Source organism: Microbacterium deferens (assembly GCF_045517775.1).
Classification (GTDB): Bacteria; Actinomycetota; Actinomycetes; order Actinomycetales; family Microbacteriaceae; genus Microbacterium.
Genome location: NZ_JBEUWT010000001.1, coordinates 191499 through 218498, shown reverse-complemented (window position 1 = coordinate 218498; position 27000 = coordinate 191499). Strand labels below are relative to the sequence as shown.

Below are 27000 nucleotides of genomic sequence, written 5' to 3'. Positions count from 1 at the left end.
TGCGACTAGCGCGTCACGGGCGACCGACGCCGGAGGGCGTAGGTCAGACCGCCCGCCACGAGCAGGAAGCCCGCAGCGAAGGCGATTCCGAGCGGCAGCTCCGACCCGGTGACGGCGAGCTGGCCGCCGGCGAGAACGGTGACACCGACCCGGATCGGGCTCTCACCCGCGGTCGTGATCACGAGCTCGTGCGCGCCGAGAGCGAAGTCCGACGGGATCGCGACAGCGAACGATGTGCGTCCCGACGCGTCGGCGACGGGGATTCCCGTCACCACGATCGGTTCGCTGAACAGCGTGGCGCCGATCAGCTGGCCCGGCTTCAGGCCCGTCACGGTGACGTTGAGCACGCCGCCCTGCTCGACGCGGTCGTTGAGCGTCACGCTGGCCCAGCTGCCGTCCGGCGCCTCGGTGCCGGGCTCACCCGTGCCGGGGTTCTCGGTGCCGGGCTCACCCGTGCCGGGGTTCTCGGTGCCCGGCTCATCGGTCGTCACGATCGCGCGACCCAGGGGCGCCGGGTCGACGACGTCGAAGGCCTCGAAGTACGCCAGCGTGGCGTCGAGATCGACCTGACCGGTATCGGTGCGGTCGGTGCCGAGGGCGAACGTCTTGAACCCGTCGCCACCGTTCGCCAAGAACGAGTTGGTGACGACCGTGAAGGTGTCGCTCGGGGCGATCCGGTCACCCTGATACGACATCGACACGACACGCCCACTGCGCGGATCGGCGTCTTGCACATACTCGTAGGTGAAACCCTCCGAGACACCGAGGTGCAGCTTGGGTCGGTCGCCCGTCGCTTTCCACTGCTGCTCGAGGATCTCTTCGATCTGCGCACCGGTGAGGGTGACAGTCACGAGGGTGTTAGCGAAAGGCTGCACGAGTGCCGCCTCCTTGTAGGTCACGACGCCGTCCGCGCCGTAGAGCAGGTCGGCGCGGAGCCCACCCGGGTTCATCAACGCGATCTGCGCCTTCTTGCCCGCGAATGCCGGGTTCTCGCTCGTCGCCCACAGGTAGACGTCGGAGACCCAGTTGCCCATCGACGATTCGACGCCGCGGTTGCCGCCCGGGGGAGTGCCCCCGCGGAGGATGTCCGCGCTGATCTCGCCGACCGGCTCGGCACCGATGATGTCAGCGTCGGCCACGTAGTCCGCGACCATTGCTGCGATCTCGGTGTTCGCGGGGTAGGCGCCAGCGGCGGGGGTTCCGGTCACGAGCGGGAACGTGCTGCCGCCGATCGAGATGAGCTCATCCGAGCCGGTGTCGTAGGAGATCTCGAGCTTGCCGAGCGCCTTGCCGTACTCCGACGCCTGGATCACCGGACGGGTCTGACCGTCGGTGCCCGCCACCGGAACGTCGCACGCGTAGGTCTGGTGCGTGTGGGCCGAGACGATCGCGTCGATTTCCGCCGACGCGCCCGTTGCGAGCGCACCGAACCCGGCCTGATCAGAGGCGAGGTCGGCACAGTCGTTCGAGGTCGCGGCCCCGGAGTGCGTGAGAAAGATGATGACGTCGGCCTCGTCGGCGACCTCGGCGGCGACGCGGTTGGCCGCCTCGAGCTGGTCGCCGAAGCGGATGTCGGCGATGCCCGCAGGATCGACCATCGTGGCGGTGTCTTCGGTGACGGTGCCGATGAAAGCCACCTTCACGCCGTCGACGTCCTTGATGGCGTACTCCGGGAGGACCGTCTCACCCGTCACGCGGTCGTAGACGTTGGCTCCGAGTCCGTATGCTCCGCCCAGCTCGCGCTGCGCGTCGGTGACATCGTCGGTGTCGGTGTTTCCCCCGAACCGCGGGATCACCCGGTTCAGCAGGTCATCGAAACCCCGGTCGAATTCGTGGTTGCCCACGGCGCTCACATCCAGGCCCGACGCCACGAGCGTGTCGATGGTCGGGTTGTCCTGCTGGATCAGAGAGGTGAACGTCGACGCGCCGATGTTGTCGCCCGCTGACACGAACAGCGTGTTCGGGTTCTCGTCGCGGTAAGCGTCTACGGCCCCGGCGATGACCGCCGCGCCCGCCACGCCGTTGCCGTTGTCGGCTTCCAGCCGGCCGTGGAAGTCGTTGATCGTCAGAATGTCGATCTCGGTCGGCGCGGTTGCGCGTGCCGACAGGCCGACCTTCACGGGGTCGTGGTCCGACGAGCGGTAGGGCGTCGCGTCTTCCCAGAAGTTCGTGCCGTGGTAGCCGTAGCGGCTGTACTCGAGCGCGATCGACTCTCCGGAGTTGATGTTCCAGATGTCGGCCCCCGTGGCGCGCTCGAGAGCGGCCTCGTTGAGCAGCACGTGATCCAGCGAACCGGTCAGGCCCGAGAACGAGTAGCTCGACGAGCCGACCTCGAACTCCGACTCGGCGTTGACGTAGCCGGCGCCGTAGAGCACCTGCATGGGGTCTTCCTGCGTGTAGGAGTTGAAGTCGCCGACGAGGAACACGGCGTCTTCAACAGTCGTGACGTCGTCGACCCATGCGGTCAGCGCTGTCGCCTGACGAACGCGCGAGTTGTTGGACGCGCCCTGCCCGTCATTCTGATCGGCGTCGACGCCTTCGCCGGAGCCCTTCGACTTGAAGTGGTTCACGGCGAGGAAGAACTTCTCCCCGCCGCCTGCGGGAACGAAGAACTGTCCGATCGGCTCGCGCGCGTTGGCGAAGGGCTGACCGTTGCCGCTCTGGGTGGCCAGCGCCACCGAGGCGCCCTCGGGCTGCACGAGCGCCGTCTGGTAGATGATCGCGTTCGTGATGACGTCGCGGTCGACGTCGGCGAGCGAGTCGGCGGTCGGGATGAACGCCCACTTGCCCGGGGTCGACGCCGCGTTCAGCGCGGCGACGAGCGACCCGACGGCCTCGTCCTTCGTCTCGCCGAGCGCTTCGGAGTTCTCGATCTCCATGAGACCGACGACGGAGGCGTCGAGGTCTTCGATGGCGGTCACGATCTTCGACTGCTGGCGGGCGAAGTCCGCCGCATCCCACGCACCGCGCACGTCGCAACCGGTGCGGACGGAGTTCGCCTGGCCGTTCGGGAGCGGGGTGTAGGTCTGGCAGCCCGTGGTCGACTCGCCGAGCGTCGTGAAGTAGTTCAGCACGTTGAACGACGCGACGCTGAGGTCTCCGCCGACGGGCTGGGGGGCTGCCGTGCGCGGGTTCGAGAACGCGACCTGGTCTGCTCCGCTGCCGTCGGCCACGAGAGGCTGCGTCGGGTTGATCTTCCAGGTGTTGTTGCGGTAGTCGACGATGAACGAGCCGCTGAGCTCGGCCTGGCCGCCGACGACGACCGGCTCGACGAGCGAGACGTAAGCGGGGGTCAGCGCGCTGTAGGTCACGTTCAGGAAATTCGTCGATGCGCCGTCGTCGAGCGTGAGCGCACGTGCCGCGTTGTCCGCAGCCACGGCGGCAGCCTCGGGAGTTCCCGGTCGGGCGGCATCGGTGGGCTGACGAAGGGGCGTGGCGCCGGCGGCGAGGCCGACCTCCCCGTACTGGTTCGTCGAGTAGGTGTTCGACACGGTGAAGTCGTCGGTCAGCTGCACGAGCATCGACTCGAGCGACTCGCGCTGCGCATCGGTGGTCGGCCACGCGACGGTCGAGAAGGTCGGCGCGGTGGCGGCGTCGATCTTCGTGGCCGCGCCGACACCCGCAGTGATCTGGGTCAGACCGTTGAACTCGCTCACCGGTCCGGTGACACGAACGGTGTCGCCGAGGGCGACGGCGCCGACGGCTGCGGGGGAGTACACGAAGAGGGCGTCGGACGCGGTGTGGGTCGCCAGGTCGATCGGCCCGCCCGTTCCGGCGGTCTGGATGACGTAGCCGTTGAGCCCCCCGGTCGGGTAGTGCGCCGTGACGACGCCCTCGGTAGTCACCGTCTGGCCTGCGAGAGGTGACGCCGACCCGGTGCCCTGGATGTCGGCGATCGGCACGACGGCGCCCGGGGTGGTCGGCTGGGTGGGGGAGGGAGACGGCGATGGCGGCGTGGGCGTCGTCGGCTCGGGGTTCGGTGTCGTGCCGGAGCCGCTGTTCGTCGGGGTCGGGGCACCGAGTGCGAAGTCGGCGGAGTTGTTGGCGGTGTTGGTTCCCGCGGCGTCGCGCGAGGCCGACTGGGTCACGCTCGTGGCCGGTGCCGCTGCGACGGCGAAGTCGTTGGCAGATCCGTAGCCGACGTAGTCGACGACCTCGGGGAGTGCCGCGACGCCGGTGCCGACGGCGAGCGGGGTGACGGTGTCGACCAGCGCGACCTTCGCGTTGGAGGCCTGCATGGGGATCGAGCCGTCGACGTCCGCCTCGAAACCGGGAAGCGCGGTGTTCGTGCCGAACGCCTGTCCTACGAGGAGGTGTTCGCCGGCCTCGAGCGAGATGTCACCGAGCGGGGTGACCTGCCACGAGGTGCCCGACGCCGAGGCGTACTGGACGCTCCACCCGTCGAGGTCGACAGCGGCGTCGCTCGTATTGAGGAGTTCGACGAAGTCTCGGTTCAAGACGGCGCCGTTGTTGCCGCCGCCGCCGTACACCTCGCTGATGACGACGGGGGCGCCGCTGCTGACGGCTGCCGTGGCGGGCAGGGCGCCGACGCCGAACGAGCCGACGGCGAGGGCCGCGACGGCAGCACTCGCTGCGAACGCCCGGCCCTTTCCTCCTCTCGTGGTCTCGGACCGATCAGAGGTAGGGGGATGCGACGTCACAGACTCTTCTCCAGGGTTTGGGCGCACGACGAACAGCGGCCGGGACGACGGCCGTTCGGAGGTCGGGGGGACCTGTGTCGATACTCCACGATGTCACGGACACTCGCGTGTCGTCGAGGTAAACGTCCGGTAACGCCGCCACCACCAGAGGGTGCGTGGGGTGCTCGAAGCCGCCCGCCCGCACCTGCGCCCGCGGACGCGCTCCGTCGCCCGTAGAATCGACGGAACATGTCACCGCGCGCACTCCAGTCTCTCGAGCCCTCCGCGACCCCGCCGGAACTGATCCGCAACTTCTGCATCATCGCCCACATCGACCATGGCAAGTCGACGCTGGCCGATCGGATGCTGCAGATCACCGGCGTGGTCGCCGACCGCGATATGCGCGCTCAGTACCTCGACCGCATGGACATCGAGCGCGAGCGCGGCATCACGATCAAGAGCCAGGCGGTGCGCATGCCGTGGGCGTTCGAGACGCCGTCGAACTCTTTCGCGCTCAACATGATCGACACCCCCGGTCACGTCGACTTCACCTACGAGGTCAGCCGCTCGCTCGCCGCGTGCGAGGGAGCCGTCCTGCTCGTCGACGCGGCGCAGGGGATCGAGGCGCAGACGCTCGCGAACCTCTACCTCGCGCTCGAGAACGACCTCACGATCATCCCGGTGCTGAACAAGATCGACCTCCCCGCCGCCGACCCCGACAAGTTCGCCGCCGAGCTGGCGGGGCTCATCGGAGGTTCACCCGACGACGTGCTGCGCGTGAGCGGCAAGACAGGCCAGGGCGTCGAGGAGCTGCTCGACCGCATCGTCCGCGACATCCCCGCGCCGAAGGGCGACCCCGATGCTCCCGCGCGGGCGATGATCTTCGATTCGGTCTACGACGCCTACCGCGGTGTGATCACGTACGTACGAATGATCGACGGCAAGCTCGAGCCGCGCGAGAAGATCCAGATGATGTCGACGCGCGCCACCCACGAGACTCTCGAGATCGGCGTGTCGAGTCCGGAGCCCACGCCCTCCCGAGGGTTGAGCGTGGGTGAGGTCGGCTACCTGATCACCGGCGTGAAGGACGTGCGCCAGTCGAAGGTCGGCGACACCATCACCACGCACCGGTCTCCTGCGACCGAGGCGCTGGCGGGCTACACCGACCCGAAGCCGATGGTCTACTCGGGCCTCTATCCGATCGAGCAGAGCGACTACGCCGACCTGCGTGAGGCGCTCGACAAGCTGAAGCTCTCCGACGCGTCGCTCGCGTACGAGCCCGAGACCTCGGTCGCCCTCGGCTTCGGCTTCCGGTGCGGGTTCCTGGGGCTCCTCCATCTCGAGATCATCACCGAGCGACTCGAGCGCGAGTTCGGTCTCGAGCTCATCGCCACCGCTCCGAGCGTGGTCTACGAGGTCACGACCGACAACGGTGAGACCGTCACCGTGACCAATCCGAGCGAGTACCCCGACGGCCGCGTCTCCTCCGTTCAGGAGCCGATGGTCAAGGCCGCGATCCTGCTGCCGAAGGACTATGTCGGCACGGTGATGGAACTGTGCCAGCAGCGACGCGGGTCGCTCCTCGGCATGGACTACCTCAGCGAGGATCGCGTCGAGATCCGGTACAACATGCCGCTCGGCGAGATCGTGTTCGACTTCTTCGATCAGCTCAAGAGCAAGACCCAGGGGTACGCGAGTCTCGACTACGAGCCCTCGGGTCAGCAGAGCGCCGATCTCGTCAAGGTCGACATCCTGTTGCAGGGTGAGAAGGTCGACGCGTTCTCGGCGATCGTGCATCGCGAGAAGGCGTATGCCTACGGCACCCTGATGACCGAGCGCTTGCGCAAGCTCATCCCTCGCCAGCAGTTCGAGATCCCGATCCAGGCGGCGATCGGTGCGCGCATCATCGCTCGCGAGAGCATCCGAGCCATGCGCAAGGACGTCCTCGCCAAGTGCTACGGCGGCGACATCAGCCGCAAGCGCAAGCTCCTCGAGAAGCAGAAGGAGGGCAAGAAGCGAATGAAGACCATCGGTCGCGTCGAGGTCCCCCAGGGCGCGTTCATCGCGGCTCTCTCGGGCGACGTCGAGGAAAAGAAGTAAGGCTGAGGTCATGCGTCGCGGAACCTTCAAGGACGAGACGGTGGACTACGCCGCCGTCGGAGCCACCCAGGCCCCCGACCTGATGCAGTACCCGCCCGAGCGGTCGGTGCCTGCCGAGGAGGCCTGGCGGATCGGCAGCGGTGAAGAGCGCTTCACCATCGCCGGAGAGGCTCTGCTCAGCTGGTCGGCCCAGCGCGAGGGCGGCCTCACCCTCGCCGACGTGCGCCCGGCGGCGGGTCCGTCGTACACCGGGGTCGGGTATGACGGTGAAGGCAGGCCCATCGCCCCCAGCCGGCTCGAGTCCGATCAGCGTTTCGCCGCCGACGGCACGCCGTTCGTCGGCCCGGGCACCACGGTGCATCTGCACGGTCACGCCGGCCGCTATCGCGCCGACGCCGAGGCCCGCGTGATCTCGGTCATCGAAGACCCCCGTCGCGTCGGTTTCGCGCTCGGCACGGTCGGCGGGTCAGTCGTGAGCGGCGAGGAGCTCTTCCTGCTCGAGTGGCGCGACAACGACGAGGTCTGGTTCACGGTGCGCGCCTTCGATCGCCCGGTGGCGTTCCTCTACCGGCTGTTCCCCGCCATGGTGCGTCAGCGTCGGCGCGAGCTCTTCTCGCGATACCTGCGCGCGATCTCTCCGATGTACACGACGCCCGCCTGATGGGCTCCGCCCTCCCTCTCGGCGACCCTGCACCTCCCGACGGCGCTCTTCCCGAAGACCTCGGCCACGATCCGTCGACACCGTTCGGTGTCTATCTCCACGTGCCGTTCTGTCGAGTGCGGTGCGGATACTGCGACTTCAACACGTATACGGCCACCGAGCTGCAGGGTGCCCGACAGGATCAGTACGCCGACACGGTCGGTCAGGAGGTCAGCCTCGCGCGCCGCATCCTGGGCGATGCCGGTGCGCTCCGCCCCGCGCAGACGGTGTTCTTCGGCGGGGGAACCCCGACGCTCCTTCCGGCCGGCGACCTCGGACGAATGCTGGCCGGGGTGACGGATGCTTTCGGCCTCGCTGACGGGGCAGAGATCACCGTGGAGGCGAACCCCGACACGGTGACTCCCGCGGTCATGCGGGAGCTTGCGGCCTCCGGGGTGACGCGTGTGTCGATCGGCATGCAGTCGGCGAGACCCCACGTGCTCGCGGCGCTCGACCGGACGCACGATCCGGCGAATGTGGCGACGGCGGTGGCGGCGGCCCGCGATGCGGGCCTCGCGGTGAGTGTCGACCTCATCTACGGCGCTCCGGGTGAGTCGCTCGACGACTGGCGCGCATCGCTCGAGACCGCTGTGGCGCTCGAGCCCGATCATCTATCGGCCTACGCCCTGATCGTCGAGGACGGCACGAAGCTTGCCCGTCAAATCCGTCGAGGAGAGGTCGTCGCCCCCGACGACGACCTGCAGGCCGACATGTACGAACTGGCCGACGAGATGCTCGCCGCCGCGGGGTTCGACTGGTACGAGGTGTCGAACTGGGCGCGCGACGACAGCCGGCGGTCGCGCCACAACCTCGCCTACTGGCGGGGGACCGACTGGTGGGGGTTCGGGCCCGGCGCCCACAGCCACGTGGCCGGTCTGCGGTGGTGGAACGTGAAGCATCCGGCGGCGTACGCCCAGCGGCTCGCGCGGGGAGAATCACCGGCGGCCGCGCGCGAGCGTCCCGATGCGACGGCTCGGCGACTGGAGTCCGTGCTGCTGCGCTCGCGCATCCGCGAGGGGCTGCCCTTCACCGAACTGACAGACGAGGGCGTGCGCGCCGTCGCGTCGCTGGTCGACGAGGGACTCGTCGCGGCGGAACCGGCCGACGCCGAACGCGTCGTGCTGACTCGCCGCGGGCGGTTGCTGGCCGATACGGTGGTGCGCACGCTCACAGCGTGACGTCAGGGCCTCGCGCGGCCCGATCAGCTAGAATTGGCACTCACGGCGCGCGAGTGCCAGTCCGACCCACGAGAACGGCAGAGCGGAGGGGACCATGGTCAGCGAACGCGGACTCCAGGTGCTCCGAGCGATCGTGCAGGACTACGTCGACACGCGCGAGCCCGTCGGGAGCAAGGCCATCGTCGAGCGTCACGCGTTCGGGGTCTCGGCGGCCACCATCCGCAACGACATGGCGCTGCTCGAAGACGAAGAGCTGATCGCCGCTCCCCACACCTCGTCGGGTCGCATTCCCACAGACAAGGGCTATCGCGTCTTCGTCGATCACCTGGCCGACCTCCGTCCGTTGAGCCCCGCGCAGCGCAGCGCGATCGCGTCGTTCCTCGACGGCTCGGGAGACCTCGACGATCTGCTCTCGCGCACGGTGCGCGCTCTCACCCAGCTCACCGGGCAGGTCGCGATCGTGCAGTACCCGTCGTTCGCGCGCGCGAACGTCACCCACGTCGAACTCGTCGACCTCGGTGGCGGGCGGCTGCTCGTGATCGTCGTGACCGACACCGGACGCGTCTCGCAGCGCATCGCCCTCGTCCGCGAAGAGCCGACCGAGGCCGACCTCGCCCAGCTGCGCGCCCGTGTCTCCTCGGTCGTGGTGGGGCACCTCGTCGGGGACGCCACGCAGCGAATCGCCGACCTGCTGGCGGCCTCGATCGTGCCGGCGACCGGAACGGATGCGGCGGCCCACGCCATCTTGCGAGTGCTTGCCGAAGAGCTCGAGGAGTTCCGTCAAGATCGCCTCGTGATGGCCGGGGCGGCGACCCTCGCTCGTCGAGAGTCCGACTTCCGCGGCAGCATCTACCCGCTCCTGGAGGCGATCGAGGAGCAGGTCACGCTGTTGAAGCTCATGACCGAGATGGTCGTCGACGCCAAGGGACTCGCCGCGAGCATCGGGCGGGAGAACGAACCGTTCGGCCTCATCGAGGCATCCGTCCTCGCCAGCGACTACGACGCCTCGGGGACGGGCGCGCGGGTCGGGCTCCTGGGCCCGACGCGCATGGACTATCCCTCACATCTGGCGGCGGTCCGCGCCGTCGCCCACCATCTGACCCGGATGCTCGAAGACGACGAGAACGCCCGCTGACGCGGCATCCGTTTTAATGACGATCCCCGCCGCGTGCGGGCAGGAAGGCGAATGTGGCTGACCACTACGAGGTTCTCGGTGTCGCGCGCGACGCGAGCTCAGACGAGATCAAGAAGGCATACCGCCGTCTCGCGCGCGAGCTTCACCCCGACGTGAACCCCGGCGCCGACGCGTCGGAGCGGTTCAAGCTCGTCACCCACGCCTACGACGTGCTGAGCGACGCCGAACAGCGTCGCCGCTACGACATGGGCGGCGATGGCGGAGCGTTCGGCGGGGCCGGGGGAGCAGCCGGGTTCGGCGGCTTCAGCGACATCTTCGAGACGTTCTTCGGGGGTGGAGGCGGAGGCGGCAGCCGTGGTCCGCGTCCGCGGTCGCGCCGCGAACGCGGACAGGACGCCCTCGTGCGAGTCACCCTCGAGCTCGATGACGTCGTCTTCGGCGTGCACCGCGACCTCGAGGTCGACACCGCCGTGCTCTGCGAGACCTGCCAGGGGGCGTGCACCCAGCCGGGTACGTCGGAGGTCACCTGCGACATCTGCCACGGCAGCGGGCACATCCAGCGAACCGTGCGCAGCCTCCTCGGCAACGTCGTCACGAACCAGCCGTGCGGAACGTGCCAGGGCCACGGCACGACCATCCCGTATCCCTGTGCGACCTGCCAGGGCCAGGGTCGTGTGCGGGCTCGCCGCACCGTGTCGGTCGACATCCCGGCCGGTGTCGAGACCGGACTGCGACTGCAGCTGCCCGGTTCCGGCGAGGTCGGACCGGCCGGCGGACCGAACGGCGACCTCTACCTCGAGGTCACGGTCGCACCCCACGAGACCTTCAGCCGCGACGGCGACGACCTGCTCGCGACGCTCGAGGTGTCGATGTCGGATGCCATCCTCGGCACGAACACCACCATCGACGCCCTCGACGGCTCGGTCGACCTCGAGGTGCGCGCGGGGGTCCAGGGCGGTGACGTGCTGACGATCAAGGGACGTGGCATCACGCCGTTGCGGGGAACCCAGCGCGGCGACCTGCGCATCGGAGTGCACGTGGTCACCCCGACCAGGCTCGATGCCAAGGAGCGCGCGCTCATCGAAGACTTCGCCAAGCGCACGAAGGCCCCCGCCCCTCATCTGGCCGAGTTCCACCAGGGCCTGTTCGCGAAGCTGCGCGACCGCTTCCGCAACGTCTGATCGTGGCGCTGCACTTCCTCTCCGACGCCGCGACCTCGGCTCGGCCCGGCGATGACGTCGTCCTCGAGGGTGCCGAGGCCCACCACGCAGCATCCGTTCGTCGGCTTCGGGTCGACGAGGCGGTCACGGTCGGGGATGGCCGGGGCGTGTGGCTCACCGGCCGCAGTGCTGCCGTCTCTCCTCGTGAGGTGACGGTGCGAGTCGACGCGCGTCGGGAGGAACCGGCACCGAGCCCGCGGGTGATCCTCGTGCAGGCGCTCGCGAAGGGCGACCGAGACGAGCTCGCGGTGCAGGCCGCCACCGAGCTCGGTGTCGACGCGATCGTGCCCTGGCAGGCCGAGCGCAGCGTCTCGCGGTGGGACGGCAAGGCCGACAAGGGAATCGCGCGCTGGACGACCATCGTGCGCGAGGCGGCGAAGCAGGCCCATCGCGCGTGGGTTCCCGAGGTGCGCTCGCTCGCTCGCACGGCTGACCTCGTCGCCCTGGCCGGACAGACGCGGATGCTGCTGCTCGAGCCGTCGGCCGAGGCTCCCCTGAGCGCGGTCGACCTCGCCGACGACACGCGCGACGTTGTGTTCGTCGTCGGTCCCGAGGGCGGAATCGCCGCGGCCGAATTCGCCGCTCTCGAAGACGCCGGTGCGGTTCGGGTGCGGCTGGGGACGACCGTTCTGCGCACCTCGACCGCGGGCGCCGCCGCCCTCGCCGTCGTGAGTGTCGCGCTCGGCCGCTGGTGACCTCGACCGCGGCCGGATCCGCTCGACCCCGCGCCGGTAGACTGGTTGCATGACCGAGACCTCGATCTTCACGCGCATTCTCGAGGGTGAGATCCCGTCGGAGATCATCGCCGAGACGGAGAACGTCTTCGCCATCCGCGACATCGCCCCGAAGGCACCCGTCCACATCCTCGTGATTCCGAAGACGGCCGCGTACCGCGATGTCGTGGAGCTCGCAGCCGGTGACCCGGCACTCCTAGCCGAGGTCGTCGGGCTCGCGCGCACCGTCGCCGCCGAACACGCCGACGGCGAGTTCCGGTTGATCTTCAACACCGGCGCAGCTGCCGGACAGACCGTCTTCCACGTTCACGCCCACGTGCTCGCGGGCGACCTCGACGAGAAGAGCCTGAATGCCTGAATCCTTCGACGAGACCGTCGTCGAGCACGTCTACGTCGACGGTGTCGCCATGGTTCAGCTGCTCGGTCCGCAGGACCGGTTGCTGCGCGTGGTCGAGAAGGAGCACCCGGGAGTCGACGTGCTCGTGCGCGGCAACGAGATCACACTGAGCGGCGAGGCTCGTGTCGTGGCCGGGGCGCTCGCTCTCGTCGAAGAGCTCATCGCCATGACGAAAGCCGGGCACGGGCTCGAGCCGTCGGATGTGAGCAGCTCCAGCCGCATCCTGCGCTCCGAAGGCGGACCCCGCCCCTCCGAGGTGCTCGGCGAGGCGATCCTGTCGTCACGCGGAAAGGTCATCCGCCCGAAGACGCTCGGGCAGAAGGCCTACGTCGACGCGATCGAGGAGAGCACGATCGTCTTCGGCATCGGCCCCGCCGGTACCGGAAAGACCTACCTCGCGATGGCGAAGGCCGTGCAGGCGCTTCAGCGCAAAGAGGTCAGCCGCATCATCCTGACCCGCCCCGCCGTCGAGGCCGGCGAGCGTCTCGGATTCCTCCCGGGCTCGCTGACAGACAAGATCGACCCCTACCTGCGCCCGCTCTACGACGCGCTGAACGAGATGATGGACCCCGAGATCGTGCCGAAGCTCATCGCTTCGGGCACCATCGAGGTCGCCCCGCTGGCGTACATGCGGGGGCGCACGCTCAACGACTCGTTCGTCGTGCTCGACGAGGCCCAGAACACCACGCCCGAGCAGATGAAGATGTTCCTCACCCGCCTCGGATTCGGCACGCGGATGGTCGTGACGGGCGACATCACCCAGGTCGACCTGCCGATGGGTGCGTCGGGCCTGCGTCTCGTGACCCGCGTGCTGCGCGACATCGACGACATCCACTTCGCGTACCTGACCAGCGCCGACGTGGTGCGTCACACGCTCGTCGGGCGCATCGTCGACGCCTACACCGAGTACGACGAAGAACGCCTGGCGTCTCGCCGCGAGCGCGACGAAGCCGCCGAGTTCGCCAACCGTGCCGAGCGCCGCGGCGGTCGCGCGGCCGGCCCCCGCGATCACCAGCCGAGACGAGGACGCCCGTGACGATCGAGATCAACAACGAGTCGGGCGTGGCGGTCGACGAGCAGGTTCTCCTCCGCCTCGTCGAGTTCGACCTCGCCGAGCTGCACGTCAGTCCCGACGCCGACCTCGCCATCGTGCTCGTCGACGAGGGCGCGATGGAGGCGCTGCACGTGCAGTGGATGGACGAACCCGGCCCCACCGACGTGCTCAGCTTCCCGATGGACGAACTTCGCCCCGGCACCGACGACGCGCCCACTCCGGCCGGTCTCCTCGGCGACATCGTGCTCTGCCCGCAGGTGGCTGAGACACAGGCCGTGGCGGCGAAGCACTCTACGCAGGACGAACTCGTCATGCTCACCACCCACGGGCTGCTGCACCTGCTCGGTTACGACCACGCCGAGCCCGAAGACGAGCGCGAGATGTTCGGTCTGCAGAAGGAGCTCATCTCGGGCTTCCAGGCTTCCGAGCGGCGACGTCGCCGCACATGACCGAAACCCTCCTGCTCGTCGCAGCCCTCCTCCTCGTCGCCTTCGGCGGTCTCATGGCCGCCATCGAGGCCGCGCTCAGCGTCACTTCGCGCGCCGATCTCGTCGACCTCACCTCGGAGGGTCGCAGCGTCAGCGCCCTGCAGAAGATCGCCGACGACCCCGACGCCCATGCCAACGCGGTCGCGTTCATCCGCGTGCTCGCAGAGACCGCGGCGGCCGTGCTCGTGACCGTCGCCTTCACCCTCCTCTTCGATAACATCTGGTGGGCGATGCTCGCGGCGGCGTTGCTAATGACGGGCATCTCGTTCGTCGCGGTCGGCGCAAGCCCCCGCTCGGTGGGGCGTCAGCATGCTCGCGGCCTCCTGCTGGGAGCGGCTCCGCTCGTGCGGGGTCTGCGGATCCTGCTCGGCCCCCTCGCCTACGGCCTCGTCGCGATCGGCAACCGCGTCACGCCCGGTCTGTCGCAGGGATCGTCGTTCGCGTCGGAGGAGCAATTGCTCAGCATCATCGACGAGGCCGCCGAGAACGAACTCATCGAAGAGGACGACCGCGAGCTCATCCATTCGGTGTTCGACTTCACCGATCGGTATGTGCGCGAGGTGATGATCCCGCGCACCGACATGACGACGGTGGATGCTGCGGCCTCGACCCGTTCGGCGATGACCCTCTTCCTCGACACGGGTCATTCCCGGCTCCCGCTGGTCGACGATGAGCGGGACGACGTCGTCGGAATGCTGTACCTCAAAGACCTTGTGCAGTTCGGCTTCGAAGACCAGGGTTCGTGGCGCGACGCCCCGATCCGCCGCATAGCGCGTCCGGCGATGTTCGTGCCCGAGTCGATGAAGGCCGAGACGCTTCTGCAGAAGATGCGGCGCGACGCCGTTCACGTGTGCCTCGCGGTCGACGAGTACGGCGGCGTGGCCGGCCTCGTGACCCTCGAGGACCTCATCGAAGAGCTCGTCGGCGACATCTCCGACGAGTACGACGCGCGTTCGACCGAGATCGTCGAGCTCGAGCCCGGCCGATACCGTCTCAGTGCGCGCGTTGCGCTCGACGAGGTCGGCGACCTGTTCGGGATCGAGCTCGAGGACGACGACGTCGACTCGATCGGCGGTCTTCTCGGCAAGGCGCTGGGTCGCGTGCCGCAGCCGGGCGCCACAGCGCAGTACGCCGGCCTCACGATGACCGGCGGCGCCTCCCGCGGCCGCGGCCGCGGGCTTGCGACGGTCTTCGTCGAGCGGGCCGAGAATCTTGACGCGGCGACGACGACCACCGATGGTCGCGCACCGCAGACCGGGGAGATCCGTCTCCCTCGAAAAGGGGAATGAGATGACCGACTTCCGCTCGGGGTTCGCCACCTTCGTCGGCCGACCCAACGTAGGAAAGTCCACGCTCACGAATGCCCTCGTCGGTGAGAAGGTCGCCATCACCAGCGAGAAGCCGCAGACGACCCGGCGAGCGATCCGCGGGATCGTCAATCGCGCCGACGGGCAACTCGTCATCGTCGACACCCCGGGTATCCACCGCCCGCGCACCCTTCTCGGGGAGCGGCTGAACAACCTCGTCGAGCAGGTACTCGGCGACGTCGACGTGATCGGTTTCTGCGTGCCGGCGACCGAGAAGGTGGGCCCCGGCGACCGGCGGATCGCGGAGTCGCTCAGCGGCTACCCGCGCGCGAAGAAGGTCGCGATCGTCACCAAGACCGACGCGGCGAGTCGCGACCAGATCGCCGAGCGTCTGCTCGAGGTCGACGCTCTCCGCGAGGACTGGGCGAGTGTCATCCCCCTCTCGGCGACGGCGGGGGAGCAGCTCGACGTGCTCGTCGCCGAGCTGATCGGCATGATGCCCGACGGCCCGCCGCTGTACGGCGAAGGCGTCGTAACCGATGAAAGCCTCGACGACCGGATCGCCGAGATCATCCGCGAGGCCGCACTCGAGGGCGTCAGGGACGAACTGCCGCACTCGATCGCTGTGACCGTCGAAGACATCGCGGCCCGTGAGGGCACCGACCTGACCGACATCTACGCCAACATCGTCGTGGAACGCGACAGTCAGAAGGGCATCATCATCGGGCCGAAGGGTTCGCGTCTCGCCGACGTCGGCGCCCGCGCCCGCGCCGGCATCGAGCCGCTCGTCGGCACGCGGGTCTTCCTGTCTCTGCGCGTGCGCGTGGCGAAGGAATGGCAGCGCGACCCGAAGCAGCTCGGACGCCTCGGGTTCTGAGCGAACGCCGGGGCGCAGCATCCTGGTACGATCTGTGCATGCTTCACGGTCTGCTTCTTCTTAGTCGCCGCGACGAGGCCTCGTTCTAGGGCCCACCTCGTCGCGGAGCTTGTCGTCGGCCCGTCTCTCATTCAACGGAAGCGACAGCATCATGAAGAACACCCAGCAGCCCACGGCCGCGCCCATCCACAAGTACCGGCCGTACCACGAGCAGATCCGCGTCGATCTGCCCGACCGTACCTGGCCTGACGCCCGCATCACCGAGGCTCCCCGGTGGTGCGCCGTTGATCTCCGTGACGGCAACCAGGCCCTGATCGACCCGATGAGCCCCGAGCGCAAACTCGTCATGTTCGAGCTGCTCGTGCAGATGGGCTACAAGGAGATCGAGGTCGGGTTCCCCAGCGCGAGCCAGACCGACTTCGATTTCGTGCGCAAGCTGATCGAAGAGAACCGCATCCCCGACGACGTGTCGATCCAGGTGCTGACGCAGGCGCGCGAACACCTGATCGCTCGCACCTACGAGTCGATCGCGGGGGCCAAGCGCGCGATCGTGCACTTCTACAACTCGACGAGCGTGCTGCAGCGCGAGGTCGTCTTCCGCACCGACCAGCAGGGCATCGTCGACATCGCCCTGGCCGGTGCGCGCCTGTGCCGCCAGTACGAGAAGACCGTGCCCGAGACCGAGGTGTTCTACGAGTACTCGCCCGAGAGCTACACCGGCACCGAGCTCGAGTTCGCCGTCGACATCTGCAACCAGGTGCTCGAGATCCTCGAGCCGACGCCCGAGCGCAAGGTCGTCATCAACCTGCCCGCCACCGTCGAGATGGCGACCCCGAACGTCTACGCCGACTCGATCGAGTGGATGTCGCGTCACCTCAGCCACCGCGAGAACGTGCTGCTCTCGCTGCACCCGCACAACGACCGCGGAACCGCCGTCGCGGCGGCGGAACTCGGCTACATGGCCGGTGCCGACCGCATCGAAGGGTGCCTCTTCGGCAACGGGGAGCGCACCGGCAACGTCGACCTCGTCGCACTGGGCATCAACCTGCTGTCGCAGGGCATCGACCCCCAGATCGACTTCAGCGACATCGACCACGTCAAGCGCACGGTCGAGTACTGCAACCAGCTGCCCGTGCCCGAGCGCAGCCCCTGGGCCGGCGACCTCGTGTTCACGGCCTTCAGCGGCTCGCACCAGGACGCCATCAAGAAGGGCTTCGAGGCGATGGCCGCGCGGGCGGATGCCCAGGGCGTCACGGTCGACGAGATCGAGTGGGCCGTGCCGTACCTGCCCATCGACCCGAAAGACCTGGGCCGCTCGTACGAAGCCGTCATCCGCGTCAATTCGCAGTCGGGCAAGGGCGGCGTCGCCTACCTGCTGAAGAGCGACCACGCCCTCGACCTGCCTCGCAAGCTGCAGATCGAGTTCTCGGGTGTCGTGCAGGCCAAGACCGACGCCGAGGGCGGCGAGGTCACGAGCGACCAGATCTGGGCCGTCTTCACCGACGAGTATCTGCCGGCGCCCGACGCCGCCGATCGCTGGGGGCGTTTCGAAGTGCTCGGCACGCGCTCGTCGAGCGATATGAGCGGCGACGTCGAGCTGCACGTGCGACTGCGCGACGGCGACTCGATCGAAGACACCACCGCGAACGGCAACGGCCCGATCGCGGCGTTCCTCGAGATCGTGCGCTCGCGCGGCATCGATATCTCGCTCTACGACTACGTCGAGCACACGCTCAGTGCCGGCGGCGACGCGCAGGCGGCTTCGTACGTCGAGCTGCGGGTGGAGGGCGAGCGCCTCTGGGGTGTCGGCATCGACGGTGACATCTCGACCGCCAGCCTCAAGGCCATCATCTCGGGCGTCAACCGCGCGATCCGCACCCGCGAGAACGCGGGCGAGCTCGCCGCCGTCTGACCCCTCTTGACCGCGAGACCTCGTTCTGCGCGCGAGACCCCGACATTCGACCGGGGTCTCGTGCGTCGGAAGGGGGCTCGCGGTCTTTACGGGAGGGGCGGATGCTGCGCGTCGGGGCGGATGACCGGGATAGCCCGGGTCTCCGCGGCGACCTTGCGGCGGTAGAGCATGCGCTGTTCGGGGAGCGAGAGGTCGAACACCACGGCGAGGATGCGGATGACGGCGGTGACGGCGATGCCCGTGATCGCCGCGCCCACCAGCGGCAGCCCGAATGCGGCGGCCGTGGCGAGCACGAAGCATCCCGCCGCCGCCGCCACCGCGTAGAGCGAGCCGACGTGCATGATCGCGATGGGGAGCCCCATGAGGGCGTCGCGGAGCACGCCTCCGCCGACAGCGGCGCAAACGCCCACGAAGACGGCGGGCACCATCGGGAGGCCGAGCGCCAGCGCCTTGCTGGTGCCGAACGCGCCGAACATGCCGATCACGAAGGCGTCGAGCACGACGATGACCCGGTTGACCCGCTGGAAGACCCCGGCCAGCAGCATCCCCACGAGCGCGGCGCCGGTCGCGACGAGCAGATACCAGTTGCTCTGAAGGGTGGCGGGAGGCACACCGAGGAGCAGGTCGCGGATGAGTCCGCCGCCCATGCCGATCAGGATGCCGATGATGGCGACGCCGAGGAGATCGAGCCGCCGTTGGCCTCGGAAACCCGAGGCGAACAGCGCCCCCTGCACGCCTCCGAGCCCGACCGCGGTGAGGTCGGCCCACAGGGGGATGACGAACTCGGGCTGATCCACCCCACCATTGTCCCGCGTCGGCGGGGCGCTGCCGGCCTGACGTCGTCGGGGCGACCGATAATGGATCGTGCCCACTTATCGCGACGAAGTCGTGATCCTGCGTACCCACAAGCTGGGGGAGGCGGATCGCATCCTCACCCTGCTGAGCCGCCGCAACGGCAAGATCCGTGCGGTCGCGAAGGGCGTGCGGCGTACCTCGTCGAAGTTCGGCGCGCGCCTCGAACCGTTCATGGTCGCCGATGTGCAGCTCTACCGCGGGCGCACCCTCGACGTGGTGCAGCAGGCGGAGTCGCTCGGATCGTACGGCGCCGACATCGTCGTGGAGTACGAGCGCTACACCTCCGCCAACGCCATGGTCGAGACCGCCGACCGGCTCAACGAGTCCGAAGCGACCCCGCAGCAGTATCTTCTGCTCGTGGGGGGTCTCCGCGCCCTCGCCAAGGGCGACCATACCCCTCGCAGCGTGCTCGACTCCTACCTCCTGCGTGTCATGGCGCTGTCGGGCTGGGCGCCCGGGCTCGGCGAATGCGCGCGCTGCGGAACCGCCGGCGACCACCGGTCGTTCGTCGCGCAGCTCGGCGGCATGGTGTGCGCGAACTGCGCACCCGTCGGTTCGCCGAAGGTCGCGCCCGAGACGACATCCCTTCTCCGCTCGTTGATGGCGGGGGAGTGGGACGCCGTCGACGGCGCACCGCAGCATGCCTCTGCCGCAGCATCCGGCCTCGTCGCCGCCTATGCGCAGTGGCACCTCGAGCGCGGCATCCGCTCGCTCGCCCACGTCGAAACGGGAAGAGCGCAGATCACCCGATGAGCCCGAAGCCCTTCACCCACAAAGATGCTGTGCCCTTCCGCCCTCTGGATTGGACCGGTGAGTACCCGCCCGCCTTTCCGCGCGGATCGGTGCCGGAGCATGTGGCCATCGTCATGGACGGCAACGGCCGCTGGGCGAACCGTCAGGGCCTGACCCGCGTCGAGGGTCACCGCGCAGGTGAAGCGGCGCTTCTCGATGTGGTCGCCGGCGCCGTGCAGGCCGGTGTGAAGCACCTTTCTGTCTATGCGTTCTCGACGGAGAACTGGTCGCGCTCGCCCGACGAGGTGCGCTTCCTCATGGGGTTCAACCGCGACGTGCTGCACCGGCGTCGCGACCAGCTCAACGAGTGGGGCGTGCGAGTGCGGTGGGCCGGGCGCAAACCGCGCCTCTGGGGCTCGGTCATCAAGGAGTTGCAGTACGCCGAACAGCTGACCGCGGGCAACGACGTGCTCACCCTGACGATGTGCGTGAACTACGGCGGCCGGGTCGAACTCGTCGACGCCATGAGACGGATCGGTGAGGAGATCTCGGCGGGACGGCTGAAACCCTCGGCCGTCACGGAGAAACTGATCCGCCGTCACCTCTACCAGCCTGACATGCCCGACGTCGATCTCTTCGTCCGCTCCAGCGGCGAGCAGCGGACGTCGAACTTCCTGCTGTGGGAGTCGGCCTATGCCGAATTCGTATTCCTTGACACCCTCTGGCCCGACTTCCGTCGTACGCACCTCTGGGATGCCATCGGGCACTACCTCGGACGGGACCGCCGGTTCGGCGGCGCCGTCGACACACCCGACGAGGAGTAGCGGGTGCTCGGGCTCACCCGATCCCGAGTTCCGCTTCGGTGAAGAGGTATTCGCGCCCGAGCCAGCTGCCGAAGCGTGGCACCGCCAGGCACGACGCGTCATCGGTGCAGCCGCGGATCACGGGGTCGTCGGCGGCGTAGGTGCGGAACACGGCGATCTTGTGCCGGAGCACCTCGCCCGACAGGTTGGCCGGTCGTTGGGCCGACTGGTACCCCATCGCGTACATGATCGTCGCGCCGCCGCGGTCGCCGCTGAACCACGCCTTGCGCGCGAGAATGCCCGTGATGGCGTGGTCGGCATGGTCGCCCTTGGCCAACGCGTTGGCGCTGCCGGGCACGTGCGTGAAGAAGGAGGCCGGCTGATAAGCGCTGATCAGGTCGCCGAGGCCCGCGACGATCGCGTTCCACGACAGGGGCGCCCCGCCCGTGGAGGGGGCGAGAGCGGCGATCTTGTCAGCGGCCAGCTTGGCCAGGCTGACCTCGCCCGTCGCGGGGTACCCCTGACCGTTGAGGTTGCCGTCGGGCAGATGAAGGAAGACGAGCGACACCCGGGTGTCATCGACGGGCTGATGCACCGAGACCGTGGCGCCGGAGGGCAGCGTCACCGCTGTCTGCGTCCAGGATGACGAGGCTCCACGGAGAACGTCGTAGGCGCGGTGGATGCCCTGCACGCGACCGTTCGCGTATTCTGCGCCGCGGCCGGCGTCGCCGTCCGTGAGGAAGACGGTGCGGATGCAGCCGCCAGACGCGAGCACCTGCGGGAGCTGCGCGCCGGCGAACAGCAGATCGTCGTCTTCATGAGCCCAGACCGACATCGCTCGGGCACCCGCGCACGCGGGGCGCAGCGGATCGACCGGCGGCGGCGCGGGCGGCTCGGGCTCTGCGGTGGCCGTGGGTGACGGCACGACGGTCGGGGTCGTCGTCGGTGTGGGAGTCGGAGTCGCGTTCGCCACCGACGAGACCGTGGGCTCCGTGGTCGGCGCGACCTCGGTCGCGGATACGGCGACGCAGCCGGCCAGTCCGAATGCGATCGCAGAGGCGACGACGATGAATCCGAGTGCGGACAGCCCGCTCTTACCCCGATGACGCATGATTCTCATTTCCCCGAGATCCGCAACCCCCTTGCGAATTATCGGACCCATCATTGCACGTCGCGGTAATACCCCCGTGTCATGGAATGCGCACCGTGGCCGACGTGTTGCGCATGACATGACAGACGCCATCAGAATCGACGTGTGGAGCGACATCGCCTGCCCGTGGTGCTACATCGGTAAGCGCAACCTGGAATCCGGCCTTGCCGCAGCATCCACCGACGACGACGCTCCCGTCGTGGAGGTGGTCTTCCACTCCTACGAGCTCGCCCCCGACACACCGGTCGACTTCGACGGCGGCGAGACCGACTACCTCGCGCATCACAAGGGCATCCCCGCCGAGCAGGCGCGCGAGATGCTCGACCGCGTCACCGGTGTCGCCGCCGCCGCGGGCCTGGAGTACCGGTTCGACACGCTGAAGCACACGAACACGGTCAAGGCTCACCAGCTGCTGCACTTCGCCAAGGCGGAGGGCAGGCAGCCCGAGCTCACCGAGCGTCTGATGTCGGCCTACTTCACCGAGGGTCGCCACCTCGGGCGGGACGACGTGTTGGTCGCGCTGGCCGCCGACGCCGGGCTCGATCCCGACGCCGCGCGCGACGCGCTGGTCTCAGAGCGCTATCTCGACGACGTGCGCGCCGACCAGGCGCAGGCGCAGGCCTACGGCATCACCGGCGTGCCGTTCTTCGTGATCGACGGCAAGTACGGGGTCAGCGGCGCTCAACCCGCAGAAGCCTTCGCCCAGATCGCGCGCCAGGTGTGGGACGAGCGCCGACAGGCCAGCACCGCCGAAGCCGAGGAGTCAGTCGCCTAGAGCGCGCTCGATGACGGCCACGATCGCCGGGTCGTCGGGTTTGGTGGTCGGTCGGAAGCGGTGCACGTCACCGGTCGGGGTGAGCACGAACTTCTCGAAGTTCCACAGGATGGGTCCGCGCTTGCCCTCGAGGTCTTCGGCCTTCTTCAGCGCCTTGTAGAGGGGAGCCGCTCCCGGCCCGTTCACCTTCACCTTGTCGAGCACGGGGAAGCTGACTCCCCAAGTGGTCGCGCAGTAGTCGAGGATCTCGTCCATCGACCCCGGCTCCTGCCCCATGAACTGGTTGCAGGGAAAGCCCAGCACGGTGAAGCCGCGGTCGCCGTACGTGCGCTGCAGCTCCTCGAGCTGCTCGTACTGCGGGGCCAGGCCGCACTTCGATGCCACGTTCACGATGAGGAGCACGTCTTGTCCGTACGCTGCAAGGCTCGTCGGCTCACCATCCGCCGTCTGGAACGGGATGTCGCGGAGATCTGTGGAATCAGCGGTCATGGTCCCCAGGCTAGAACCGTGAGCGGCTCTCGTGGGTCAACGTCTGGGAGAATGGAACAATGACTTCGACCCTCGCTCCGACGCGCTCGCTGCGCATCGGTCCCATCGAGCTCGACGCCCCCGTCGTGCTGGCTCCGATGGCCGGGATCACGAACACCGCTTTCCGTCGCCTCTGCCGTGAATACGGCGCCGGGCTGTATGTCAGCGAGATGATCACGACCCGTGCGCTCGTCGAACGCAACGCCGTGACGATGCGCCTGATCCAGCACCATGAGTCCGAGACTCTGCGTTCCATCCAGCTGTTCGGCGTTGACCCGGCCACGACCGAGAGCGCCGTTCGTCTGCTGGTGGAAGAAGACCGCGCAGACCACATCGATCTGAACTTCGGCTGCCCGGTGCCCAAGGTCACGCGCAAGGGCGGCGGAGCGGCCCTGCCGTGGAAACTCGGGCTCTTCCACGACATCGTCTCGCGCGCGGTCAAGGCCGCGGGTGACATCCCTCTCACCGTCAAGATGCGCAAGGGCATCGACAAAGACCACCTGACATTCCTCGATGCCGGACGCATCGCCGAAGACGCAGGTGTGGCGGCCGTGGCGCTCCATGCCCGCACGGCGTCGGAGTTCTACTCGGGTCACGCCGACTGGTCGGCGATCACCGCGCTCAAAGAAGCCGTCACCAGCATCCCGGTCCTCGGCAACGGCGACATCTGGTCTGCCGCCGACGCGCGGCGCATGATGGAGCAGACCGGGTGCGACGGGGTCGTCGTGGGCCGCGGATGCTTGGGACGACCGTGGTTGTTCGGAGATCTCGCTCGCGAGCTGGGCGGTCCGGATGCGGCGATGGGCGCCCCCGTCGACGCGACGCTCGGCTTCGTCGCCGACGCCTTCCGCCGTCACGCCGAGCTGCTGGTCGACTTCTACGAGGACGAGCTGCGCGGGTGCCGGGACATCCGCAAGCACGCGTCGTGGTACTTCAAGGGCTATCCCGTCGGCGGCGACCTGCGCGCGCAGCTGGCCATGGTGTCGAGCCTTGCCGAGATCGACGACCTCCTCGAAACGATGGACCGCTCGGCGCCGTACCCCGGCGCCGGAGCGGAGGGCCAGCGCGGGCGCGCCGGCACGCCCAAGCGCACGGCTCTGCCCGACGGCTGGCTCGCCTCTCGTGAGATCGGCCTCGAGGCGTCCACCGCCCTCGCCGCCGCGGAGATCGACAACAGTGGCGGCTGAGAGCGGCGCGGTGGTCGCCGCCGCCCGCCCCGCCGGTTACGACGATCCCGACGCCGCGCGTTTCCACGTCGAAGAGCACCGTTCGCGTCGTGACGATTTCGCGCGTGACCGCGCCCGTGTGCTGCACTCGGCTGCGCTTCGCCGCCTCGCCGCCAAGACCCAGGTGCTCAGCCCCGCGAGTCCCGCCGACTTCGCGCGCAACCGCCTGACCCACTCGCTCGAGGTCGCCCAGGTCGGTCGCGAGCTCGCCACCGCGTTGCAGCTCTCGCCCGACGTGGTCGACACCGCCTGCCTCAGCCACGATCTCGGTCACCCACCGTTCGGGCACAACGGTGAGCGAGCGCTCAATGACTGGGCCGAAGACATCGGAGGATTCGAGGGCAACGCTCAGACCCTTCGCATCCTCACCCGTCTCGAGCCGAAGGTCATCGACGACGACGGACGCAGCTTCGGGCTGAACCTCACGCGAGCCAGCCTCGACGCGACGTGCAAGTACCCCTGGACCTCCGAGCACCCTTTGCCCGATCCCGGCGGGCGGTTGAAGTACGGCGTGTATCCCGACGATGAGCCCGTCTTCCGGTGGATGCGCGACGGTGCGCCGGGGCGCGTCCGGTGCATCGAGGCCGAGGTCATGGACCTCTCCGACGACATCGCCTATTCGGTGCACGATTTCGAAGACGCGATCACCAACCGCTACCTCGATCCGCGACTGCTCGCCGACACCGGTGAGCACTCCGGGCTCCTGTCTGCGATCCAGACGTGGGTCGGTTTCGACTTCCCCCGGGAGGAGCTCGAAGACGCTCTGTACCGGCTCATGCGCCTGCCCGAGTGGTTGCCGTCGTTCGACGGCAGCCGCCCCGACCTCGCCCGGCTCAAGAACCTCACGTCAGACCTCATCGGCCGGTTCGCGCGGGCTGCGACGGCCGCCACCCGTGAGGCGTTCCCGCTCGAAGCCCTCACCCGTTACCGGGCTCACGTCGTCGTACCTCGGGTCGTCGAGGCCGAGATGGCGGTGCTCAAGGGCATCATCGGGGCGACGGTCGTCTCGATCGACGGTCGCAAGGCGCTCTACAAAGAGCAGCGTGGCGTGCTCAAGCGGCTGGCGTCGGCGCTGTGGGAACAGCCCGACTCGCTCGACGCGATCCACGCCGACGATTTCGCGTCGGCCGCCGACGACGCCGCGCGCCGTCGCGTCGTGGTCGATCAGGTCGCGAGCCTCACCGACCAGCTGGCGATCGCCTGGCATGGGCGGCTCGTGGGCGAGGTGGATGCTGCGTCTCTCGGCGTCTGGGCGCCGTGGGCGCCCGCACCGACCGCCGGGGACCGCTGATGGCGGGGCGGATTCGTCAGGCCGACATCGATGAGGTGAAAGCCAGAACGAACATCGCCGACATCGTGGGGGAGCGGGTCGCGCTCAAGTCGGCGGGCGTCGGCTCGATGAAAGGGCTCTGTCCGTTCCACGACGAGCGCAGCCCGAGCTTCCACGTGCGGCCCCAGGTCGGCTTCTACCACTGCTTCGGCTGTGGCGAGTCGGGTGACGTCTACTCGTTCTTGCGCGCCATGGATCACGTGTCTTTCACCGAGGCCGTCGAACGGCTGGCCGGGCGCGTCGGATACACGCTGCACTACGAAGACGGGGGAGCGGCACCGGAGACCAGCGGTCGTTCACGCCTGTACGCCGCGAACGCGGCGGCGGCGGAGTTCTTCCGCGCGCGCCTGCTCGACCCCGAGGCCGAGACCGCGAGAAGGTTCCTCGGCGAGCGTGGATTCGATGCCGGCGCCGCCGCGCATTTCGGGGTGGGTTACGCGCCGAAGGGCTGGTCTGCTCTGCTCGACCATCTCGTCGCGCAGAAGTTCACGAGAGAAGAACTCGAGCAGGCCGGGCTCGTCTCTCGAGGACAGCGCGGTGTCTACGACCGATTCCGCGGCCGGCTGGTGTGGCCGATCCGCGACGTCACGGGCCAGGTCATCGGTTTCGGAGCGCGCAAGCTCTACGACGACGACCAGGGCCCCAAATACCTCAACACCCCCGAGACGCCGATCTACCGCAAGTCGCAGGTGCTCTACGGTCTCGACCTCGCCAAGCGCGACATCTCTCGCGGGCATCGTGTGGTCGTCGTCGAGGGCTACACCGACGTCATGGCCTGTCACCTCGCGGGTGTGACGGGGGCGATCGCGACATGCGGAACCGCGTTCGCGGCCGACCACATCACCGTGCTGCGGCGCGTCATGGGAGACGATTCCGCGTCGGGGGAGGTCGTGTTCACGTTCGATCCCGATGCGGCGGGTCAGAAGGCCGCTCTGCGCGCGTTCGGCGACGAGAAGCGCTTCTCGGCCCAGACGTACGTCGCCGTCGCCCCGGAGGGGCTCGACCCCTGCGATCTGCGTCTCAAGCGCGGCGACGGGGCCGTGCGGGCCCTCATGGACAACAAGGTGCCCATGTTCGAGTTCGTGATCGACCAGCGACTCTCGGGTTACGACCTCGCGACTGTCGAAGGACGCGCCGCGGGTCTGCGCACCGCGGCCCCCATCGTGGCCGAGATCCGAGACCCGTCGCTGCGTCCCGGCTATACCCGCGTGCTGGCTCGACGACTCGGACTCGACCTCTCCGAGGTGTCGGCGGCCGTCGACCGTGCCGCGCGGAGTGCGCGTGCCGACGGGGCGTCATCGCGCGGTGACGACCGCACGCCGTCACCGTCCGCGCCCGCCGAAGCCCCGGTTCCCGAGCTGCGCGTCACCGTCGCCACCCTGCCGCGATCGCGCGACGTGGCGATCGAGCGCGACGCGCTCATGGCGTTCCTGCAGTATGGACATCACGTCGACGCATCCCTGCTCTCCCGTGCTCTCGCGGCCCCCTTCACGCATCCCGGGCTCGAGGCCGTCCGGTCGGTGCTCGCTTCGTCGAACGACGCGTCGAAGCCGGGGTGGGCCGCCGATGCGGTGAGCGCAGTGCGTGAGCCCTATCGCACGCTCGCCGCCGAGCTGCTGACGTCGGACTTTCCCGCACGCGACGAGGCACACGCGATCGCCTCTGCGAACGATCTGGCGGTGAACCTCCTGCGACGGGTTCTCGACCGCGAGAAGACCGAGCTGCTGGGGGCGATCCAGCGCGTTCCCGCAGACTCGGCCGACGGACGAACGCTTCGCCTGCGTCTGCGGGAAGTAGACATCGAGCGCCAGCGCCTGGTCGGTGCGCAGTAGCGTTCGCGCCCCCGGGCAGGCAGGATG

Annotated in this window: 22 protein-coding genes; 18 read left to right on the top strand and 4 right to left on the bottom strand. The window is 68.7% G+C overall.

What is annotated here, in order from left to right; translation table 11 throughout:
- Positions 1-5 precede the first annotated feature (5 nt).
- The gene (locus ABTU82_RS01040) at positions 6-4661 is read right to left on the bottom strand and encodes an ExeM/NucH family extracellular endonuclease (protein ID WP_407171107.1); all 4656 of its coding nucleotides are present in this window, start codon (positions 4659-4661) and stop codon (positions 6-8) included.
- Between the two features lie 228 nt (positions 4662-4889).
- Between ABTU82_RS01040 and lepA the strand changes: the two genes are divergently transcribed.
- The 12 genes from lepA (at position 4890) to leuA (ending at position 17742) form a co-directional block, all read left to right on the top strand.
- Positions 4890-6740, top strand: a complete 1851-nt coding sequence (gene lepA / locus ABTU82_RS01035; RefSeq protein ID WP_116646471.1) for a translation elongation factor 4 — start codon at positions 4890-4892, stop codon at positions 6738-6740.
- A 10-nt stretch (positions 6741-6750) separates the two neighbouring features.
- Complete coding sequence (locus ABTU82_RS01030) at positions 6751-7401, top strand: DUF1990 family protein (protein ID WP_116646472.1); 651 nt, start codon at positions 6751-6753, stop codon at positions 7399-7401.
- A complete protein-coding gene (gene hemW / locus ABTU82_RS01025; protein ID WP_407171103.1) occupies positions 7401-8618 on the top strand; it encodes a radical SAM family heme chaperone HemW in 1218 nt (405 codons plus the stop codon). The genes ABTU82_RS01030 and hemW overlap by 1 nt, the downstream gene beginning before the upstream one ends.
- Before the next feature lie 94 nt (positions 8619-8712).
- Positions 8713-9753 (top strand): heat-inducible transcriptional repressor HrcA, encoded by a 1041-nt coding sequence (hrcA, locus tag ABTU82_RS01020; RefSeq protein WP_407171101.1) that lies wholly within the window; start codon positions 8713-8715, stop codon positions 9751-9753.
- 53 nt (positions 9754-9806) lie between these two features.
- Positions 9807-10934, top strand: coding sequence for a molecular chaperone DnaJ (dnaJ, locus tag ABTU82_RS01015; RefSeq protein WP_116646475.1), 1128 nt, complete (start codon positions 9807-9809; stop codon positions 10932-10934).
- Between the two features lie 2 nt (positions 10935-10936).
- Positions 10937-11668, top strand: coding sequence for a 16S rRNA (uracil(1498)-N(3))-methyltransferase (locus ABTU82_RS01010; RefSeq protein WP_407171098.1), 732 nt, complete (start codon positions 10937-10939; stop codon positions 11666-11668).
- Positions 11669-11717: 49 nt separating this feature from the next.
- A complete protein-coding gene (locus ABTU82_RS01005) occupies positions 11718-12065 on the top strand; it encodes an HIT domain-containing protein (protein ID WP_407171096.1) in 348 nt (115 codons plus the stop codon).
- Positions 12058-13140, top strand: coding sequence for a PhoH family protein (locus ABTU82_RS01000; protein ID WP_116646478.1), 1083 nt, complete (start codon positions 12058-12060; stop codon positions 13138-13140). The genes ABTU82_RS01005 and ABTU82_RS01000 overlap by 8 nt, the downstream gene beginning before the upstream one ends.
- On the top strand, positions 13137-13607 hold the full coding sequence (ybeY, locus tag ABTU82_RS00995) for an rRNA maturation RNase YbeY (RefSeq protein ID WP_116646479.1): 471 nt from the start codon (positions 13137-13139) through the stop codon (positions 13605-13607). The genes ABTU82_RS01000 and ybeY overlap by 4 nt, the downstream gene beginning before the upstream one ends.
- Positions 13604-14935, top strand: coding sequence for a hemolysin family protein (locus tag ABTU82_RS00990; protein WP_116646480.1), 1332 nt, complete (start codon positions 13604-13606; stop codon positions 14933-14935). Before ybeY ends, ABTU82_RS00990 begins: the two co-directional genes overlap by 4 nt.
- A gap of 1 nt (position 14936) precedes the next feature.
- Positions 14937-15830: a GTPase Era gene (era, locus tag ABTU82_RS00985; RefSeq protein ID WP_116646481.1), complete on the top strand. Its 894-nt coding sequence runs from the start codon at positions 14937-14939 to the stop codon at positions 15828-15830.
- A gap of 151 nt (positions 15831-15981) precedes the next feature.
- Positions 15982-17742, top strand: a complete 1761-nt coding sequence (gene leuA, locus ABTU82_RS00980) for a 2-isopropylmalate synthase (RefSeq protein ID WP_407171092.1) — start codon at positions 15982-15984, stop codon at positions 17740-17742.
- A gap of 86 nt (positions 17743-17828) precedes the next feature.
- On the opposite strand, the gene ABTU82_RS00975 is transcribed toward leuA, so the two are convergent.
- Positions 17829-18539 carry a trimeric intracellular cation channel family protein gene (locus ABTU82_RS00975; RefSeq protein WP_407171090.1) on the bottom strand — a complete coding sequence of 237 codons (711 nt, stop codon included), beginning with the start codon at positions 18537-18539 and terminating at the stop codon, positions 17829-17831.
- Between the two features lie 67 nt (positions 18540-18606).
- On the opposite strand from ABTU82_RS00975, the gene recO reads away from it, so the two are divergent.
- Together recO and ABTU82_RS00965 are read left to right on the top strand one after the other, a co-directional pair.
- Positions 18607-19350 carry a DNA repair protein RecO gene (recO, locus tag ABTU82_RS00970; protein WP_116646483.1) on the top strand — a complete coding sequence of 248 codons (744 nt, stop codon included), beginning with the start codon at positions 18607-18609 and terminating at the stop codon, positions 19348-19350.
- Positions 19347-20153, top strand: a complete 807-nt coding sequence (locus ABTU82_RS00965) for an isoprenyl transferase (protein WP_116646484.1) — start codon at positions 19347-19349, stop codon at positions 20151-20153. Before recO ends, ABTU82_RS00965 begins: the two co-directional genes overlap by 4 nt.
- A gap of 13 nt (positions 20154-20166) precedes the next feature.
- Here the strand turns inward: ABTU82_RS00965 and ABTU82_RS00960 are convergent, their stop codons facing one another.
- Positions 20167-21243 (bottom strand): PIG-L family deacetylase, encoded by a 1077-nt coding sequence (locus ABTU82_RS00960; protein WP_407171087.1) that lies wholly within the window; start codon positions 21241-21243, stop codon positions 20167-20169.
- Between the two features lie 118 nt (positions 21244-21361).
- Between ABTU82_RS00960 and ABTU82_RS00955 the strand changes: the two genes are divergently transcribed.
- Positions 21362-22057, top strand: a complete 696-nt coding sequence (locus tag ABTU82_RS00955; RefSeq protein WP_407171085.1) for a DsbA family oxidoreductase — start codon at positions 21362-21364, stop codon at positions 22055-22057.
- Here ABTU82_RS00955 and ABTU82_RS00950 read toward each other — a convergent pair.
- The gene (locus ABTU82_RS00950; RefSeq protein WP_116646487.1) at positions 22046-22546 is read right to left on the bottom strand and encodes a glutathione peroxidase; all 501 of its coding nucleotides are present in this window, start codon (positions 22544-22546) and stop codon (positions 22046-22048) included. The genes ABTU82_RS00955 and ABTU82_RS00950 overlap by 12 nt on opposite strands.
- Positions 22547-22605: 59 nt before the next feature.
- On the opposite strand from ABTU82_RS00950, the gene dusB reads away from it, so the two are divergent.
- From dusB to dnaG, 3 genes are read left to right on the top strand one after another with little or no spacing between them, the layout of a single operon-like run.
- Positions 22606-23772: a tRNA dihydrouridine synthase DusB gene (dusB, locus tag ABTU82_RS00945; RefSeq protein WP_407171084.1), complete on the top strand. Its 1167-nt coding sequence runs from the start codon at positions 22606-22608 to the stop codon at positions 23770-23772.
- Positions 23762-25102, top strand: coding sequence for a deoxyguanosinetriphosphate triphosphohydrolase (locus tag ABTU82_RS00940; protein WP_116646489.1), 1341 nt, complete (start codon positions 23762-23764; stop codon positions 25100-25102). The genes dusB and ABTU82_RS00940 overlap by 11 nt, the downstream gene beginning before the upstream one ends.
- Positions 25102-26973 carry a DNA primase gene (gene dnaG, locus ABTU82_RS00935; RefSeq protein WP_116646817.1) on the top strand — a complete coding sequence of 624 codons (1872 nt, stop codon included), beginning with the start codon at positions 25102-25104 and terminating at the stop codon, positions 26971-26973. Before ABTU82_RS00940 ends, dnaG begins: the two co-directional genes overlap by 1 nt.
- Positions 26974-27000: the final 27 nt, after the last annotated feature.